This is a genomic window from Spirosoma spitsbergense DSM 19989 (assembly GCF_000374085.1).
GTDB classification, from domain to species: domain Bacteria; phylum Bacteroidota; class Bacteroidia; order Cytophagales; family Spirosomataceae; genus Spirosoma; species Spirosoma spitsbergense.
Map to the genome: position 1 here is coordinate 1 of NZ_KB893406.1, position 16,711 is coordinate 16,711.

Annotated in this window: 13 protein-coding genes and 1 pseudogene; 8 read left to right on the forward strand and 6 right to left on the reverse strand. The window is 49.2% G+C overall.

Annotated features, from left to right (window positions below):
- Nucleotides 1-391: 391 nt before the first annotated feature.
- The 4 genes from B157_RS0104100 (at nt 392) to B157_RS40000 (ending at nt 2,422) form a co-directional block, all read left to right on the forward strand.
- Nucleotides 392-595 (forward strand): hypothetical protein, encoded by a 204-nt coding sequence (locus B157_RS0104100; RefSeq protein ID WP_157618302.1) that lies wholly within the window; start codon nt 392-394, stop codon nt 593-595.
- 385 nt (nt 596-980) lie between these two features.
- Entirely contained in the window at nt 981-1,550 is a 570-nt protein-coding gene (locus tag B157_RS0104105) for a DUF308 domain-containing protein (protein WP_041951888.1), read from the forward strand.
- 202 nt (nt 1,551-1,752) lie between these two features.
- A complete protein-coding gene (locus B157_RS0104110) occupies nt 1,753-1,986 on the forward strand; it encodes a hypothetical protein (protein ID WP_020602112.1) in 234 nt (77 codons plus the stop codon).
- A gap of 136 nt (nt 1,987-2,122) precedes the next feature.
- Complete coding sequence (locus B157_RS40000) at nt 2,123-2,422, forward strand: F0F1 ATP synthase subunit gamma (RefSeq protein WP_084761755.1); 300 nt, start codon at nt 2,123-2,125, stop codon at nt 2,420-2,422.
- A 586-nt stretch (nt 2,423-3,008) separates the two neighbouring features.
- Here B157_RS40000 and B157_RS36670 read toward each other — a convergent pair.
- The 3 genes from B157_RS36670 to B157_RS0104130 form a co-directional block, all read right to left on the reverse strand.
- Nucleotides 3,009-6,992 (reverse strand): PAS domain S-box protein, encoded by a 3,984-nt coding sequence (locus tag B157_RS36670; protein ID WP_020602114.1) that lies wholly within the window; start codon nt 6,990-6,992, stop codon nt 3,009-3,011.
- 11 nt (nt 6,993-7,003) lie between these two features.
- Nucleotides 7,004-7,450: a response regulator gene (locus tag B157_RS0104125; RefSeq protein ID WP_020602115.1), complete on the reverse strand. Its 447-nt coding sequence runs from the start codon at nt 7,448-7,450 to the stop codon at nt 7,004-7,006.
- Nucleotides 7,451-7,776: 326 nt separating this feature from the next.
- On the reverse strand, nt 7,777-7,959 hold the full coding sequence (locus B157_RS0104130) for a hypothetical protein (RefSeq protein WP_020602116.1): 183 nt from the start codon (nt 7,957-7,959) through the stop codon (nt 7,777-7,779).
- A gap of 294 nt (nt 7,960-8,253) precedes the next feature.
- Here B157_RS0104130 and B157_RS37255 point away from each other — a divergent pair, with 294 nt between their 5' ends.
- The gene (locus tag B157_RS37255; protein WP_020602117.1) at nt 8,254-11,208 is read left to right on the forward strand and encodes a PAS domain-containing sensor histidine kinase; all 2,955 of its coding nucleotides are present in this window, start codon (nt 8,254-8,256) and stop codon (nt 11,206-11,208) included.
- A 267-nt stretch (nt 11,209-11,475) separates the two neighbouring features.
- Here B157_RS37255 and B157_RS0104145 read toward each other — a convergent pair whose 3' ends face one another.
- Nucleotides 11,476-13,779, reverse strand: coding sequence for an alpha-amylase family protein (locus B157_RS0104145; protein ID WP_020602118.1), 2,304 nt, complete (start codon nt 13,777-13,779; stop codon nt 11,476-11,478).
- Between the two features lie 212 nt (nt 13,780-13,991).
- Nucleotides 13,992-14,210 (reverse strand): hypothetical protein, encoded by a 219-nt coding sequence (locus B157_RS0104150; protein WP_020602119.1) that lies wholly within the window; start codon nt 14,208-14,210, stop codon nt 13,992-13,994.
- A 129-nt stretch (nt 14,211-14,339) separates the two neighbouring features.
- Here B157_RS0104150 and B157_RS0104155 point away from each other — a divergent pair, with 129 nt between their 5' ends.
- From B157_RS0104155 to B157_RS0104165, 3 genes are all read left to right on the forward strand, one after another.
- Nucleotides 14,340-15,008: a BON domain-containing protein gene (locus tag B157_RS0104155; protein WP_020602120.1), complete on the forward strand. Its 669-nt coding sequence runs from the start codon at nt 14,340-14,342 to the stop codon at nt 15,006-15,008.
- Between the two features lie 137 nt (nt 15,009-15,145).
- The gene (locus B157_RS0104160; RefSeq protein ID WP_169521659.1) at nt 15,146-15,715 is read left to right on the forward strand and encodes a DsbA family protein; all 570 of its coding nucleotides are present in this window, start codon (nt 15,146-15,148) and stop codon (nt 15,713-15,715) included.
- A 66-nt stretch (nt 15,716-15,781) separates the two neighbouring features.
- The gene (locus tag B157_RS0104165) at nt 15,782-16,294 is read left to right on the forward strand and encodes a general stress protein (protein ID WP_020602122.1); all 513 of its coding nucleotides are present in this window, start codon (nt 15,782-15,784) and stop codon (nt 16,292-16,294) included.
- A gap of 134 nt (nt 16,295-16,428) precedes the next feature.
- On the opposite strand, the pseudogene B157_RS38840 reads toward B157_RS0104165, so the two are convergent.
- Nucleotides 16,429-16,711: pseudogene (locus B157_RS38840) on the reverse strand (IS701 family transposase); the annotation flags it as partial.

Below are 16,711 nucleotides of genomic sequence, written 5' to 3' on the forward strand. Positions count from 1 at the left end.
GATACGTTTGCATATAGGAAGGGGCTAAAAAAAGTGAAACATGAACCTGACCGCACCGGCGGCCCGGTACTTTCCTAACTCTTGCACATCGATTGCAGATCACAAGTCTGACTTGCGTCTATGGGTACTGTTGGAGCTTATTGGAAAGGGACAAGGGAGCCAGCACAACCAGCCTGTTCAAGATCACCGGGAGGTGTCTCAGCGGCCGACCCGAGGTACTGACTACCCGTGTCAGGTCTTACTCAAAAATTGCACTTTTTTGGACAACCGCAATCGAAAACAAAGATATGTGCTGCGGACTGCATCACCCCTGTCCAAAGCGCTGCCCATTGCTCGGGGCTAACTGATGAGTGCCACCAACTGTAATGGACTAAATGGTAATCCGGCAATCATGAAGAAAAATAAAATCCGCACGGGTGATTGGCTTACAGGGCTTGTGATCGGTTTATTTATTGGCCTGCTGGTGTACCTGTCGGTTTCTTTTTTTTGGGGGTCAATGACCCTGATAAAAACAGGGGCTGTGTTTATTTCTGCGGTTTTGTTTCTGTTATTAATCCTGCCTGCCCTTAAAGAACAGGCAAAGAATGATCAGTAAAGAAGTAAGCCTGTAGAGAGTTCTCGCCCGTTTACTGATAATTGTACGCCTAAACTTTATGCACCGTGTCCCGAATAGCCCCATTCCATTCGCTTCATCAATTAGTGTATCATACCGACGACGACTGTCTTCAGGCTCAGCGCCTACCGCTGGCTGATCTACGAGCCGGTATGGGTGGCAAAGTGGGCTGTTTGTGTTGCCGTCATCTGGCTAAACGACAGCTCAGGAAAAATCTTCCCACCCGATCTTTAGCCGACACTACCCGTTAGAAAAGGGCTGCATATGGAGTACAGGAAATGGCGCGAAAGCGACCCCAAAGGCACTGGCTAACCGGGCATTGGGTGAAATCCGGGAATTTTATTTAGTGAACCAACCCCGACCGATCATGGAATCAATTACCCGGAAACACGTTCAGCCCTGGTGGCTCATGCATCTTCATAATGGTTGCTATGTGCTCATGGGCATAGTCTTGATGATACATCCACTACAGGCATCCCTTCTGTACACTGGTTTGCTGGGTGGGTTGCTCTTGCTGGCCGGCCTTAGCACCGCTGACATGAGCAGGCGTCTTCACAATAGTGGTCAGGCCAATACCACCTGGCTGATCCTGTCGAGCATCCGGAACGGTCTTTTTGGCCTTACGCTGTTGGTTACCATGGGTTCACCCCTGAGCACCATGGTAAATATACTGGGCCTGTGGGGCCTTGTTTACGCTTTTTTACAGGCTATTGAAGCGCTGTTCTATTTTCTGGGTACCCGCGTTAGTCAGGATAAAGATTATTGGGTCGAAGTAATTCACTTTTTCTGCGTACTGGTTTCGGGTGGCTTTGCCTATGTACTCATCATGTTGCCCAATTCACTGGGAATGGCAGCGCTCTTTCTCATTGGCCTGGGCATTATCCAGGTCGTACTGACCTATCGGTTACAGGCTTCGGCTGATAATGCGGTCGGGTAACCTTTCGAGTCAATAGTCTGCCCCACAACGGCGCGATAGTGGTTAACAAGCGCGTGGGTACCTACACTCTGACAAGTATGCCACCAGATACCACCTCCCCTCCCCTGCCAGACTAAATACCAGTCATACAACACGGCCGGACAATGGGTGTATGCCTTTAACAAAACCAAGTATACCAATTCGTTATAAAACGCAATGCAGTATGGAAAGTAAGGACAGAGAAGACATTATTCGGGCAAAACAAGCCATTTCACCCGATGGCCTGGCAGATCAGTCTGCCGAAGGACACAGTGGCGTCGGGAGCGAATTACCGGATAGTGATTTACCGACGGAGGCTCTGCCCAGGGATGTGGTAAGAGACGAATATATGGATGGACCGGATAATCCGGGTGAAAACGTGCGGGTCATGCACCCCAATCGGCATGAGGACGAATAAAACGAATAAAACGATGAGTACACCCGCCCGGTTCGAGCAGGCCGAAGGATCAAACCGTCGGCTGGCGAAGGTGGCGGCTCTGGAACGAAGCCCGGAGGCAATCAGTCAGAAAACGGGCATCATACAACCATGAACCATCGCACCCACCCGACGCAGTAGACACGAAAGCGTCGGTGTCTGGTTTGAGCGGGATTTACCCGATGCTTCATACCGATACGTCTCCCTGTTTAACTCCTGCGCCGAACCACTGGTCAGTGAGCACTTCAGTCGGCTGGAATCCATACAACGCGCCGAAAAAAACATCAACAAATTACGGGACGACCTCCCGCATAACGACCACCGCGAACGCCAAAGCGCCATCGACGAAGAACTTTTCGACCTTGTGTCCGGCTTCGAAGCCCTGAAAATCGACAAGGCTAAAGGGGAGCGGCCGTAGTTGGAAAAAGGGGGTGATGTTTGGAGTGGGTGTGACTGGGTAGGTTTTTATATGGCGTAACGGTTTGGGGCTTGGCGTAGTGGGGAATTTTCAGCACTAAACTTAATACAAAGTAACCAGTTCAAATTTAGCACAGATGTCCATACGAAGAACGTCTGCCCCATTTTGCCGGACCGATGTTACCATTCGTCTGAGGCACTAGAACTTGTCGTTCGCAAATAGGTTGTTCAGGGCGATTCACATTCATTACTTCACTGCTGAACCACCTCAACAAACCCTCGCAATGTCGTGCGCGGGCTTGTAGGCTCTTGTTATCGTTTTCTACGGTGAGTTTATGGTGGTAAAAAATAAAGTGTATTTACAGGATTTTCTTATAAAACTTCAGAACCTCGTAGAGGTGATATCTTTGTAGGTAATAACCCCGCATCTCCCTCCAAGAACTCCGTAGGAGTGACATCTTAGCGTAGAGATGTCACTCCTACGGAGTTTTCCGGGACCTTATATGCCTAATTCTACAAAGATTACATCCCTACGGGATTTTATAAGAAAACCCTGAGTGTATTTGTAACTGCGTGAGCCGGAGGGGCTAAGTTGAAGGAATATAAATATCGAAGGTTGCGCCTTTATTTAATTCTCCGGTTGCGGTAATAATACCGTTGTGATTGTCTACAATCTTTTTTACAATGGCGAGCCCAATGCCTGTACCGTCGTATTCATTTCTGCCATGAAGGCGTTGGAATACGTCAAATATTTTTTCGCTGTATTGTTGTTCAAACCCAATCCCATTATCGCTTACGGTGATATGACAATATTTATTTTGTGGTGAAAGTCTTTGGTTGTGGAGTGTTATGCCGTTTGCAATCTTGCTTTTGATTTGTATATGTGGTGCATAATGTGGGTTTGAAAACTTTAGCGCGTTGCCAATCAGATTATGCATAAGTTGCCGGAACTGAAAAGGAATTATAGCAACATCACATAAGTCATTTGCTTCAATGGTAGCATTTTTCCCCTTCAGTTCTTCGTCAAAATCCTCTTTTACTTCTTCTATAATTTTATTAAGAGCGGTGGTTTCAAACTTACGTTCGGTTGTGTTGGTACGTGAGTAGGCAAGTAAATCATGAATAAGGGTTTGCATTCTTTTTGCGGAATTCTGCATCCGATTAAACATGTCTTTACCGTTATCAGACAAATTATTTTCCTCCTTTTCTAAAATGCGTGTTGCAAAAGTTTGTATTTTCCTTAGCGGCTCCTGCAAATCATGGCTACTTATGTAGGCAAATGATTCAAGTTCCTTATTCATTTTTTCAAGTTGATCGTTTTGATTTTTTAGTAATGTTTCTGCTTTTTTTCTTTCCGTAATATCCTGGTAAGATGTTACTGTATAACTTTCAGTACCTATCCTGATTATTTCAAATGAAACAAGAGCAGGGAATAATTCTCCATTTTTTCGGGTATAAACTATTTCAAAATCCTTCATGTTCTCCGCTTGTTTTAACTTTACCAGAAGGGTTTCTGTTTCTTCTTTTGATAATGCCTGAACTTCAGCAATAGACCGGTTTTCATGAAGGTACCCGAATATCAAATCAATTACTCTTTTATATTCTTCAGGATCCAGCAAATTCAATTCCTCGGAAGAACGGCCAATCACCTCCTCTTCAGTGTAACCAAAGGCATTGTAAAAAAGGTTATTGGCATATTTTATCTTATTGTCTTTGATTTCAGTAAGCGACATGGGAACTGGGTTGCTATCGAAAATTTTATAAAAACGTTCTTCGCTAATCTTCAGTTCTTCCTCCTTTTTTTTCTGCTCCGTAACATCCTGTGCTGTTCCCGAAATTCTAATAACATCCCCAGCACTATCAGTAATTACTTTCCCTGTAGCACTGAGAATCCGGACTTCCCCGTCCGAACAGGCCGCCTTGTGGAAGAAATTATATGGCTGATGGTCTTTAAGTGCCTGCTGTACTATTGAGTTTACATATTCCCTGTCGTCAGGATGAATATACTTGAGGTAATTCTCATAGTCGGCTTTAAATTCCTGCGGGGTTAAGCCGAAAATCCGATAGAGTTCATCAGACCATTCAATTTTATTTGTTCGTACATCCCATTCCCAGCTTCCGATACGTGCCAGTTGCTGAGCTTCCATAAGCTGGTTGGTCTTATTTTGTATTATTTCTGCCGCATTTTTGCGTATAGAAATATCCCGTATAAATCCAATAAAAATATAGCGGTTGTTTATTTTGGATGTTGATATTTTCAGTTCAATGGGAAACTCACTGCCGTTTTTCTTTAACGCTGCCAACTCTATTGGTTTATTTATTACAGGCCCTTCACCGGTATTTAAGAAATGTTTCATTCCTTCATTATGTTGCTTACGATACCGCTGTGGAATGATTGTTTCAGTGAGTGTCTTACCAATAACCTCATTTTCTTTCCATCCAAAAATAGTCTCCGATTCTACGTTCCAACTTCTGATAATCCCGTCTTCATCAATAGAGATTACAGCATCAGGTGCGTGTTGCAGGATGGCTTGCATTCGTTTATCACTTTCTCTCAGATTTTCTCCTAATGTTTCGGAAAGTTCTATTTGTTCCTGTATTTCAGTTTTGGAGCCGATCCACATTTTGGGTCTGCCCTGGTCATCTTTTACAGCCGTTGCACGAATAAGATGCCATAAATAGTTTCCATCCTTACGCCGAAGACGGTTTTTATTTTCAAAGTCTTCACCGGTGTTAATCGAATGTTCCCATTTCTGTTTTGTTTTAGGCCAGTCATCGGGATGAACAATTTTCCCCCATCCCCAATCTTTTAGTTCATCGAATGTCAACCCGGTGTAGTCGAGCATTATCTGGTTAAAATAATTTCGGTTCCCCTGCTCGTCAGCAGTCCATACTTTTTGCGGCATTCGTTCAGCCATTTGGCGAAAATGTTCTTCGGCTTCTTTTTGAACGCTGATGTCTGTATTGGTACCAATCCAACGGATTATTTTTCCTTCATCATCCCGCAAAGGCAACACACGGGTAAGAAAAGGCCGGAAAATATGATCTGCACCTTTCAATGACACTACCATTTCAAATGGCTCACCGGTGTTGATGGAATTTTGCTGTTTTTCGAGCATTTCGGGTACCTGTTTAGGATCAGAAACTGTATTCCACCCCCAGGTCTCCATTTGTTCCGGTGTAGTTCCGGTGTATTCATACCATTTTTTATTATACCAGTATATCCGTCCTTCCCCATCCGCAAGCCAGGCAAGGTTTTCCATATTATCGGCCAGGGTACTAAACTGTTCTTTGCTCTTTTTTAATGACTCTTCGGCATTTTTTATATCAAGAATATCACGGGTGGTGCCGGTTACCGCTTCCACTTCACCTTTTTCGTTTATTACCGGGGCAAAAATGTAATCGTACATACGCTTGCCCAGCGTGGCGTGTGGAAAAGACACTTCGCCACGAACAGGTTTTTTTGTGGCAATCACCTCATCTATTTCCCGCTCGTGCTTTTCGGCTTGCCAGGGTTCGTATCCTACCTCCAACATCCCTTTTCCAATAGCCTCATCCCAGGTACGTCCCCACATTTTCAGTAATGCTTCGTTGGCGTAGGTGAACCGATAGCTTAAATCAAATACATAAATAAAATCGGGGGTGTTTTGGGTTATTGTCTCGTAAAGTCGTTTCCTTTCTTCAATTGTTTTTCTTGCTTCAACCATTTCGGTTACCTCGGTAGCAGACACGATTACACCTGAAATTTTCCCATTTTCCTCTTTTAAAGGATGATAGAGAAAATCGAAGTAGCCTACTTCCTGCTTCCCATAACGGTTAACAGGTATAGGAGCCTCGTTGCCGTGATAGGGTATACCCGTGTTCAATACATTATCCAGTAAGGAATGAACGGATGCTTCTACTTCGGGCAAGGAGGCAAACAACGGCTTCCCGACAAAGTCAGCTTCTTTTTTATCGACCAATTGCAGATACGCATCATTCGCCATTTCTACAATGTATTCAGATCCCCGCAAAATGGTTATACCAACGGGAGACTGTTTCATGGTGTTACGAAAACGCTCATTACTTTCTTTTAATCGTTCGTCCGCCTTCTTTTTGTTGGTGGTTTCGATAACTGTTACCAATACTCCGCCTACTTCTCCATCATTGTTTCTTATTGGGCTGTACGAAAAATCGAAATAACATTCTTCTACAAAACCGCTTCTGTTTAAGGGCAGCATGAAATCAGGAAAACCAACCGCCTTTCCTTTCATTACGCCATCAAACATGGGTCCGATGATGTGCCATATTTCTGAAAATGTTTCCCGGGTGCTGATACCCAACGCCTGCGGATGTTTGGTAGCTCCCAGGATAGGACGGTAGCCATCATTGTAAAGCTGGATATGTTCACTCCCCCAGGCGATATACATACCAAATGGATTATCGAGCATTACGGCAACCATTGTACGAAGGCTATCAGGCCAATCTGCGGGATCACCCAAAGCGGTTTTACTCCAATCTTTCGCTCGTATCAGTTCACCCATCTCTCCGCCCCCTCTAAGGAAATAATGGTCAGAATTATTATTGCTCATGTAGACATTATTTACGGTTCAAGGATAAATCTATCTCTTGCAGGTTGCGTTAATTTGTTTTGTAACAGGCGTGTAACCACGTCTAAAATTACTTTTTTTAAATTATCATATTCACCGGGTTTGCGAATATAATGATGAGCTCCCTTTTGGTAAAGCAAATCCACAACAGCTATATCAAGGGAGGTGGAGAATATAATTACGGGTAGTTGTTTTAGTTTTTCATGCGCCTTCATTTCTGATAAACAGTCAAAACCAGATTTACGAGGCATGTTCAGGTCAAGAAACAGCGCATCGGGTAGTGGTGTTTCTTTTGCAGAAAGCAGTTGCATGAGTTGCACTCCGTCATGTACGGTGGTAAGTTTTGCCGATACGGGTAGTTCTTTTAATGCTTCCTCAAACAAAAAACAATCATCCGTATCATCATCAGCAAGTAACAGGTCGAGGAGAGTTATAGTCATGTGATAAGTGTAAAATTAAATAGCATCGGATACGTTTAAATTGACCGTTGGGCGGTTGGGCAAAATAACATGTGAATCAACAAAAGGTTAGTTTTTACGCGGTTGGGTTGCTTCACATGTTATTTTGCGAAGGAACAGCCAATCGGGTTTACCGAAACGTTTGACGTTTGTCAGTTCGTGTTTGCAGTGACGAATATTTGGAGAGGGTAGCATTGTTTATAACTTCTACCTACGCGAAAGTCTTGTTGTAGTCCCTGCACCTGCTTCATCTATTTGCATTCAGTACTGCATATATAAAATACACGTTTGTGTTTCTCAGCCTTTGGCTAAAGCAGGATTTTAGCTGACTCTACCTCACGCCAAACGAGATTATGGACCGCACGTTTGGGAGCAAGTAACGAATAATCCGGATGGCCAGCCCCGTCGTCCCTTACAACGTAACTCCCGTCTACCCGTTTTACTACCTTACCCGACGCAACCCGGATAAACTCAAGCTGGATATCCCTCATTTTGAAGAAAAACGTCGGTTGGTTTCTGGGTAGATCGCCGGCTTCTGTCAACCCGTCCGTTCCTCAAACAGTCGGTTAGCTTCTCGCATAAGGGTAGAAGTAGCCTTTTGGCGGCATCAGAACAAACCAGCTGATAGGGGAGCCATCCCATTCGTACGTACTGTTGGTGACCACCCATTTTAATGGATTGAGCGGTGCTTTATGTATGTTTACGTAGCGTGATGTGAGACAACGCATAAGAACCCATGTAATACACTGAAGTTCTACAAAACATATGCCGATCACTGACGTACTATGGGGGTAAACAAAGCAGCGACGTTGGCCTTTCTGACCGGGGGAGGGGAACTGGGCGAACGCATGCGCACCAAAGACTGGTCACAAACCGCCCTTGGCCCACCCAGCCAGTGGCCCCAGAGCCTGCGGACCACCGTTAGCACGTGCCTGAACGCGCATCTCCCCATCCTGATCGGGTGGGGACCCGAACGGGTCATGCTCTACAACGATGCCTACCGGCTGATACTCGGCGATAAGCATCCGCACGCGTTGGGGTCTAAGGGCCGGGATATATGGCCCGGGGTTTGGGATACGCCAGGTCCGGGGCAGGAAGGGGGGAAAGCCGACGGGTCGGAAAATCAGTTACTGACGGTCAATCGCCACGGCTTTCCGGGAGCAGACTACTTCAGTTATTCCCTCAGCCCGATCTACGATGAATCAGACGGCATTGGGGGCACCTTCTGCATCGTTACCAAAAAGACCGATACCCTGCTGGCCGAGCAGCAACGGCAGGAACTGAATCGGGTCAGGCAGGAGAACAGGCGAACGCAAATGCAGGCCGAAACCAACGAGCGGTTGCTGGACGCCATGATTCAGCAAACGCCTTTGGGCGTAGGCATTTTCTACGGACCCGATTATATCATCGAGCGGGCTAACCCTACCCTATGCCAACTTTGGAATCACTCGCCCGAGGAACTCCTGGGATACCCGTTGTTTACGGCATCACCCGAATCAACCGGGCAAGGGTTTGAGGCCATGCTGGACAGCGTGCGCGAGACCGGGATTGCTTTCCAGGGTCTGGACCAGTCCGCCCGTCTCTATCGCAATGGGCGGCTGGAGACCGTTTATTTCGATTTTAGCTATGAACCCATACACAGTCCGGACGGTCGTATCGAGCGGGTGATGGTGGTGGCTACGGAGGTAACCAAAGCAAGGGAAGCGCGGCTATTGATGGAGGAAAACGCCAAACGGCTACAAACCCTCTTTGAACAGGCCCCCGTCGCGGTGGCTATCCTGGGACCGGGGCCAGACCTGGTTTATGAACTGACCAATCCATTCTATTGCGAATTGATTGGCCGACCGGCTGACCAGTTTGTGGGTAAGCCCCTGCGGGAAGCCGTTCCTGAAAGTGCCGAACAAGGCTTCGACGAACTGTTACTACAGGTCATGGCAATGGGTATAGCCCACGTTGACCGGGAGGCTGCGGTGGACGTGGTTCGTAACGGTCAGCGTGAAACGATCTACGTTGACTTTGTCTTTCAACCCCGCCGGAGTCACATCAGAATAGCTCCGGCGAACCGGCCAGACCATGGCGAACCGGCTCGGGATGCGGCCAACCAACCACAGCCCGACGATAGCATCACGGGAGTCGTCGTCATTGCCAACGACATCACGCAGGCGGTTCGAACGCGGCAACGGGTAGAAAGCAATGAGCGGCTACTGGCGGCTATCATCCAGCAAACTCCCTTGGGCGTGGGCATCTTTGTTGGCCCCGACTTTATCGTCGAATTAGCTAACCCGACCATCTGCCATCTCTGGGGGCGCACCCAGGAGCAGGTAATAGGTAAACCCCTCTTTACGGTCTTGCCCGAAGCCACCGGGCAGGGGTTTGAAGAACTCCTGCAGGGGGTCTATAAAACCGGAAACCCCTTCGAAGGCCACGAATTACCTGTCACTCTGGAGCGCAATGGCCAGTTGGAGACGGTGTATTTCGATTTTGTTTATGATGCACTTCGGAACGCGAACGGCAGCATCGAGCGCATTATGGTCGTGGCAACGGAGGTGACCAAAGTCCGGGAAATCCGCCAGCGGCTCGAAGCCAGCGAAGCCCGGATGCGGAGCCTGTTTGCCCAGGCTCCAGTGGCCATCGCTATTTTGCGCGGCCCCACGTTCGTGGTCGAACTGGCCAATCCGGGCATCTGTACCATCTGGAATCGCACCGAAGCCCAACTCCTGGGCCACCCGATTTTCGAGGTGCTGACCGAATCCGCCGGGCAGGGGTTTGAGGAATTACTGACCAGTGTACTGCAAACCGGTGTGCCGTTTGTGGGCAATGAACTACCCGTGCCCTTTCTGCGCGACGGAAAAGCCACAACCGTCTACGTCAACTTCGTTTATGAACCGCTGCGCGACCGGTCGGATGGCCGCACCCCGGATGGCCGCACCCCGGACGGCAGTACCCCGGATGGCCCCATCACCGGCATCGTCGTGGTGGGAACAGACGTAACTGAACAAGTGCTGACCCGCCAGCACACTGACCAGCTCCTGATTCGGGAGCGTGAACTCAACGAACTGAAGTCGAATTTCGTCACCCTGGCTTCGCATGAGTTCCGCACCCCAATGGGTACGATCTTATCGTCGGCTTCGCTGATTGGGCGTTACACGGGCGTTGACGATGGTGCTAAGCGCGAGCGGCACGTGCAGCAAATAAAATCGGCGGTGAATGGTCTGACCGAACTGCTGAATGACTTTCTGTCATTCAGTCAGATGGAGAAGTCTCCCCTGTACGGTCGCCCGCATCCGCTCAGTATCATCACCTTCTGCGAGGAAGTCATCGACGACTTGCAGACCTTAATCAAACCCGGTCAGCACATTCTCTATACCCACCGATCGGGTGAACCGGCTATTTTGCTCGACGGACAAATGCTTAAAAGCATTCTGATCAATCTGCTGGTCAACGCCAGTAAATACTCGGCCAATGACAAAGAAATCGAACTAACGACGCGTGTTGAAGGTGATCAACTCTGGCTTACCGTCCGGGACGAGGGAATCGGTATTCCTGACGAGGACAAAGACAGGCTGTTTATCAATTTTTTCCGTGCCCGCAATGCGAATCACGTCGCGGGCACGGGCCTGGGCCTGTATGTGGTTAAACGCTACGTCGATCTGCTGGGCGGAAAGGTTACCTTTACCAGTCAGCTTGATTCGGGCACAGCCTTCACCGTTCAGCTCCCTATATCCCTACCTTTACGATAAAAACCATGCCGGCTATCGAAGATACCCGGGCGATGCGGGAGAATATCGGCGAAATTCTCGCGGTGGCCCCTTCCGAAGTTGGGTAGTTCTGCGGAAAAGGTGCGACTTGCCCGTCCTAAATGATTGAATAACTCAGGGCTGCCTTATCCATTTTTTGTCGGTCTTCCCGACTATGCCCAGCAGTGCCCCCCTTCCGACAACGCCTGATGAGCAGAAGAAAGTGACCAAATCGGTCGGCATACCGGATAGGATCAGTTCACCCCGGCATTACGAAATCACGATCACTTCATGGTCCCGAATGGACTTTATATCAACAATCGCTGAACCGCCCGTTACGTCCACAGCCATTGGTGTGCCCGAAACCAGCGAATATCCTTTTTTACCGCTAACCCCCGCCGGTAATTTCACTGTCAATTTAAACGGCCCAACAGAAATCAGTTCGTCCAGGGGTTGCCGCCAAGTGGCGGCATTGGTCAGATTGACCACGTGCACAATTAAGCGTCCCGGCTGCTCATACACGTGACAATCCAGCAAACCTGCTCCGTCAACCCGCAAGGTAAACTTATCGTTGGCCGCCCACCGAACGGCGTTGGTCAGTAGATCGGCATGATCGGGCAGGTTCAGCAAGCCGAATTGCTTGTCAATGTCGGCAGGAATAAACGCTACCCGCCCCCCACCGGGAGCCGTGCGGACAACAATGGCCGGAATGTCGGTTTTGGGTGTTCCCATATACGCTTTTTCGGGCGGATAGGTAGGAAACTGAGGAATGTAGGTCGTCACTACCTCCACGTCCGCATCCAGCTGCTTTGGTTCGAGTAAACCCCCAAACGGCAGAATATCCGTTTCGTCAAAGCCCTTCAGGATCGGATGGCGTTTGGCCGTTCCCACTTTCGGCTCTCCGCTCGTGTGCGGCCCTTTCAGGGTAGCCCGCAATTCGGGTGTCAACCGCATATACGTGTGATAAGCATCGCGGGCCGCTTTTTCAGCCGGAATGTTTTTTTCGCCCATCGCCACCGTATGTACCCCAAACACGTCGGCCAATCCGTAATCGGGTCGCCTGTCACCCCACTCATCGTACAAACTCGTTTCGCCCGTCGCGACTACACTACCCCCTTTTTGGACAAATCGTCGGACGGCAGCCATCTGCCCGGTCGTCATCAGCGCCAGGTTGGGCAGTATCAGTACCGACAGCGTACCCGCATCCCGGTCAATGTGATCAGCATGGACGGGGAGATAAGTAATCCTGGACCGGATGAGGGCCTGCGTCATGCCGCGCCAGGGCAGTTCTATCCGCTCTTCCACACTGTCCCGACCGTAGAAATCGATATTCTGCTGTGACCACACCACGCCAATGTTAGCCAGGGGTCGGCGGTTAATCAGATACGCTTCGTTGGCTTTGTGCCAGTTGAAAATAGGTTCAGCCGTGTGATACATGCGCCGGTCTTCGTGGTAAGCCGAGATCATGTGCCACCAGGGTTGAATGCCTCCCGCTATCCCGCTGACCATCCACATACGGGATTCTGCCGCCGGCTTGCTCGCTAGCCGAAACCAGGGTCGTACGTGCTGATACAGCGCCATGCTTTCGGGCGCCAGCTTATCCCAGCCCAGCAAGCCATGCACCCGTTTGCCCAGCTCACTGTTGTGCTGAAAACCACCAGCGTCGGTACGTGATTGCTCGTCGAGCATCAGGATGTCAGCGCGTTTGGCAATTTCCTTGTAGTCACGGAAACTTTGGCTTTGCCCGCTCATGGACCCGCTGTTCATGCCCGACCAGGTGCAGTCTGCCCCCCCGGCAGCCTTGGTGGTGCGGTTGTTCAAGTCCCATATTTCTAACCGTCGGTCATAATTCCAGCGAATCCATTGTTTATAGACTTTGTCGTCCCAGTCCTTTTTGAGCGGGATATCGTGTCCGACCCTGTCTTTAAAGCTCTTCCTGCAGTAGTCGCAGTAGCATATCGAGTTGCGACCCAGGCCGCTCCAGCTATTGTCGGTGAAACCTTCGGGTTTGTAAAGCTGAACAACCTCGGTCAGAATGGCCGGAATGTGTTCCTGGTAATAGGGGCTGTTGACGCAGGAAATGTACAGATCGTCGGCCCGGTAAGGCTTACCCTGTCCATTCAGGGCGAACCAGTCGGGGTGGGCATTGTAGAAGTCTTCGTGCGCCCGGTTGGAGTCCATGCGGGCAAACACCACCAGCCCGTCGTCATGGGCAGCCTTGCAAAGTTCTCCAAACAGATCGCGGTCGCCCAGGTAAGTGGCTTTATGATGGTAGGGGATTTTAGTAGGATAGTAAGCCACGATTCCCCCGGCATTGATGATGACACCCTGGGTCTGGTTGGTTTTCCAGAACTGCCGCCACCAGCTGATATCGTACTGTTGGGGATCTTTTTCGGTGATGTTGATCTGCCCCCAACGCGTGACGGTTTTGTACCAGGGTAACTTTTCTGGCCCCGTTTGCAGGGACGCTGCCGTTGGGGTTTGGAAAACAGAAAAGGGCGTAGTGGCCAGCAAGGACGTACCTGTGGCGGTCTTTTTCAGGAAACGTCGGCGCGATTTATTGAACTGATTCATGTAAACAGGAGTCGAATCTATTGGGAAACGGATTTAGTTGCAGCCTTCACGTTGGGGTGATACGGCGGGTTATTAATGAGTTGTACCTGACTCAGGGGCAGGGGTAATACGATCCTATAGGTGCGTATGCTCTTATCGTTCATCGCCAGGAAAGCTCGCCCGGCGCGGAGCAGATCAGCGATGTCCCTCAACCGGTAATTCCAGTCGGCGTTCTACGTAGACCATCCCTGGTCAGGCCTGACCAGGCAGGTACTCACGCCCGTTTCCAAACCTGGTTTAGAAAGGTCAGTGCCTACATCGTTTTCTGGTTTCCGCTCATGGTTTTGGCTGGTGTTGGAGAGTAACTTCACAAAGGCTCCATTGGCCCCGTAATACTCGCCACGTACGCCCGCCAGGCAGGGGCATTCCCATTCCCAGGCAATAGTTATCAATACCTTTTTAACTGATTGGAATCAGTTCAGGATATGACCCCGATCATACGCCTACCAAGGCGAAGTCATGCGTGGACGAACAGGGGTCTGGTAGCTTTGTCAACCTGATGAACAAAACCAAAAACGATTATGAAAACGAATGAAGACCTTCAAAAAGATGTTCAGGACGCGATCAAATGGGAGCCCCTGTTGAACGCAGCCGAAATTGGCGTGATTGCCAGGAATGGCGTGATTACCCTGACCGGAACTGTCGATAGTTACGCCAAGAAGTTAGAAGCTGAAGATGCGGCCAAAAACGTCGGTGGTGTGAAAGCAGTGGTCGAAAAAATTGATATCAGGTTTAGTGGCACTTTACGGAAAGATGACAGTGAAATTGCCACGGAAGTTGTCAATGCACTGACGGCTAACTGGGGTCTCCCTAAAGATAAAGTACACATAAAGGTGGAGAAGGGATGGGTAAATCTGGAAGGAGAGGTGCAATGGGATTACCAAAAGGAGGCCGCTAAAAACGCCGTTAAGAATCTGGCTGGTGTGCTCGGGGTGACCAATAGCATCACAATAAAATCGGGCGAAAAAGACGAAATCGAAAAAGAAGCCATCGAGCGGGCACTGCTCCGTAACTGGTCGATAAACGAGGACGATATTCAGGTGAATGTGTCAGCCAATCGCGTAACGCTTACCGGCATTGTCGATTCGATGTATCAGAAGAACGAAGCAGGCCGTCTGGCCTGGAATGCACCCGGCGTATGGTCGGTTGATAATGAGCTGGTTATCGAATACGATTATATCCCAGCTTAACCAAAAGAACCGGGAGGGTGTACCTCCCGGTTCTTTTTGACATTTCGGTTGATTCCAGGGTAGAGACTGGCATCGAAGCGAATGTAGCCCCGGGTTTTTGATGATATAATATGTCCTTGTTTTTAACGGTGGTTCAGATGCCAAATCAAGCCCTTATACGAAATGCACAAACGGTTGAATTGATAGAGTACGGGGATTTTAGCTGCCAGCGTTGCCGGGAGTTCCAAAAGGTCCTTACCGCCGTACTACCGCTTTTTGACGGAGAGATTGTTTACACTTTCCGGCACTTCCCGGCCCCTACAGATACGTCTGCCCTGTTGATGGCTATGGTGGCAGAAGCAGCCCGGCGGCAGGAGCGGTATTGGGCTATGCACAATGCCCTGTTGGTTCATATGCTGCCTTTCTCTATGCGGGCAGCCTCGACGCTGGCCCTCCAGTTGGGCATGGACACGGAAATATTTCTGGATGACCTCCACGATGAAACGCTGAAACAACGCATCTGGTCCGATATCGGGCAGGGCCATTCAGTCGATGTTGCGGGCACCCCAACCCTTTTTCTGGGTACCCGCCACCTGCACGGCAGACTGACCCAGGCCCGGCTGGCCCCGCTCATTCGTCATTACATAGACCGATCCGCTGCGCCGGTAGTGGGTACGGTCGATCAGGCAAACGGGCGGATCTACTGGTCCGGGACGGGACGTAACTAGTGCGAAAGACAGCGAAAAACAGGCTTGCCTGTCTGATAAAAATCTCATAATCAATTAAAAAAAGACATGAACGATCAACAGATTACGGTTGCTGTGTATAACAGTCACAAACTGGCCGAACAGGCCATTGGTGAATTACAAAGAGCGGGTTATGACATGAAAAAACTGTCGATTGTCGGTAAAGATTATCACACAGATGAAAACGTGGTCGGTTATTATAACATCGGTGATCGGATGATGAAATGGGGAAGCCAGGGTGCATTCTGGGGCGGCCTGTGGGGCTTGCTCTTCGGGTCAGCCTTTTTTCTGGTTCCCGGTGTTGGACCACTGCTCATGGCGGGTCCGTTTGTGGCTGCGCTGGTGAGCGCCCTCGAGGGGGCTGTTGCACTGGGTGGACTAAGTGCATTAGGTGCCGCATTGGTGAGCGTGGGCATTCCTAAAGACAGCGTCATTGAATATGAAACGGAAATAAAAGCCGGAAACTTCGTCGTGATTGCCCATGGCACCAGGACTGAATTGGCCCATGCTAAAGAAATACTGGGTGTCGAACAGGCCATCAGCCCTGTTGGCAGCTTGTAAAAAACAGTCAGGCGTGTTCATTACCATCGAAGTCATAACAGCCTGTAAAACAGGCATCAACACTCCGATTTATTGAGCCTGACAGGGGGTTAGTCACCCGATCATACAACGTATTTTAACTAACTATACTGATGTTACGCAGCCTTGGCCAATAGAGTAGATTGACTTTTGAGGCTGTTGAGTTCCTGCAAAGCCAACTTAGTTGCATTTAGCGTCAGCAATTTCTTTAAAGCAAAATGATTTTTTGATGTGGACAGCCGTAAGGCTTCCCACTTAACAAAGGCCAGCATCACCAAAAACAAATGGTTGCTTTGACTACGAACCGTGTGCGCCGGGGATGCCCCGTAGCCCGTGTTCGACTTGATGGATTTGTGAAATTCCTCGACCTTCCAACGGCGGGCATACTGCGTTTGGATG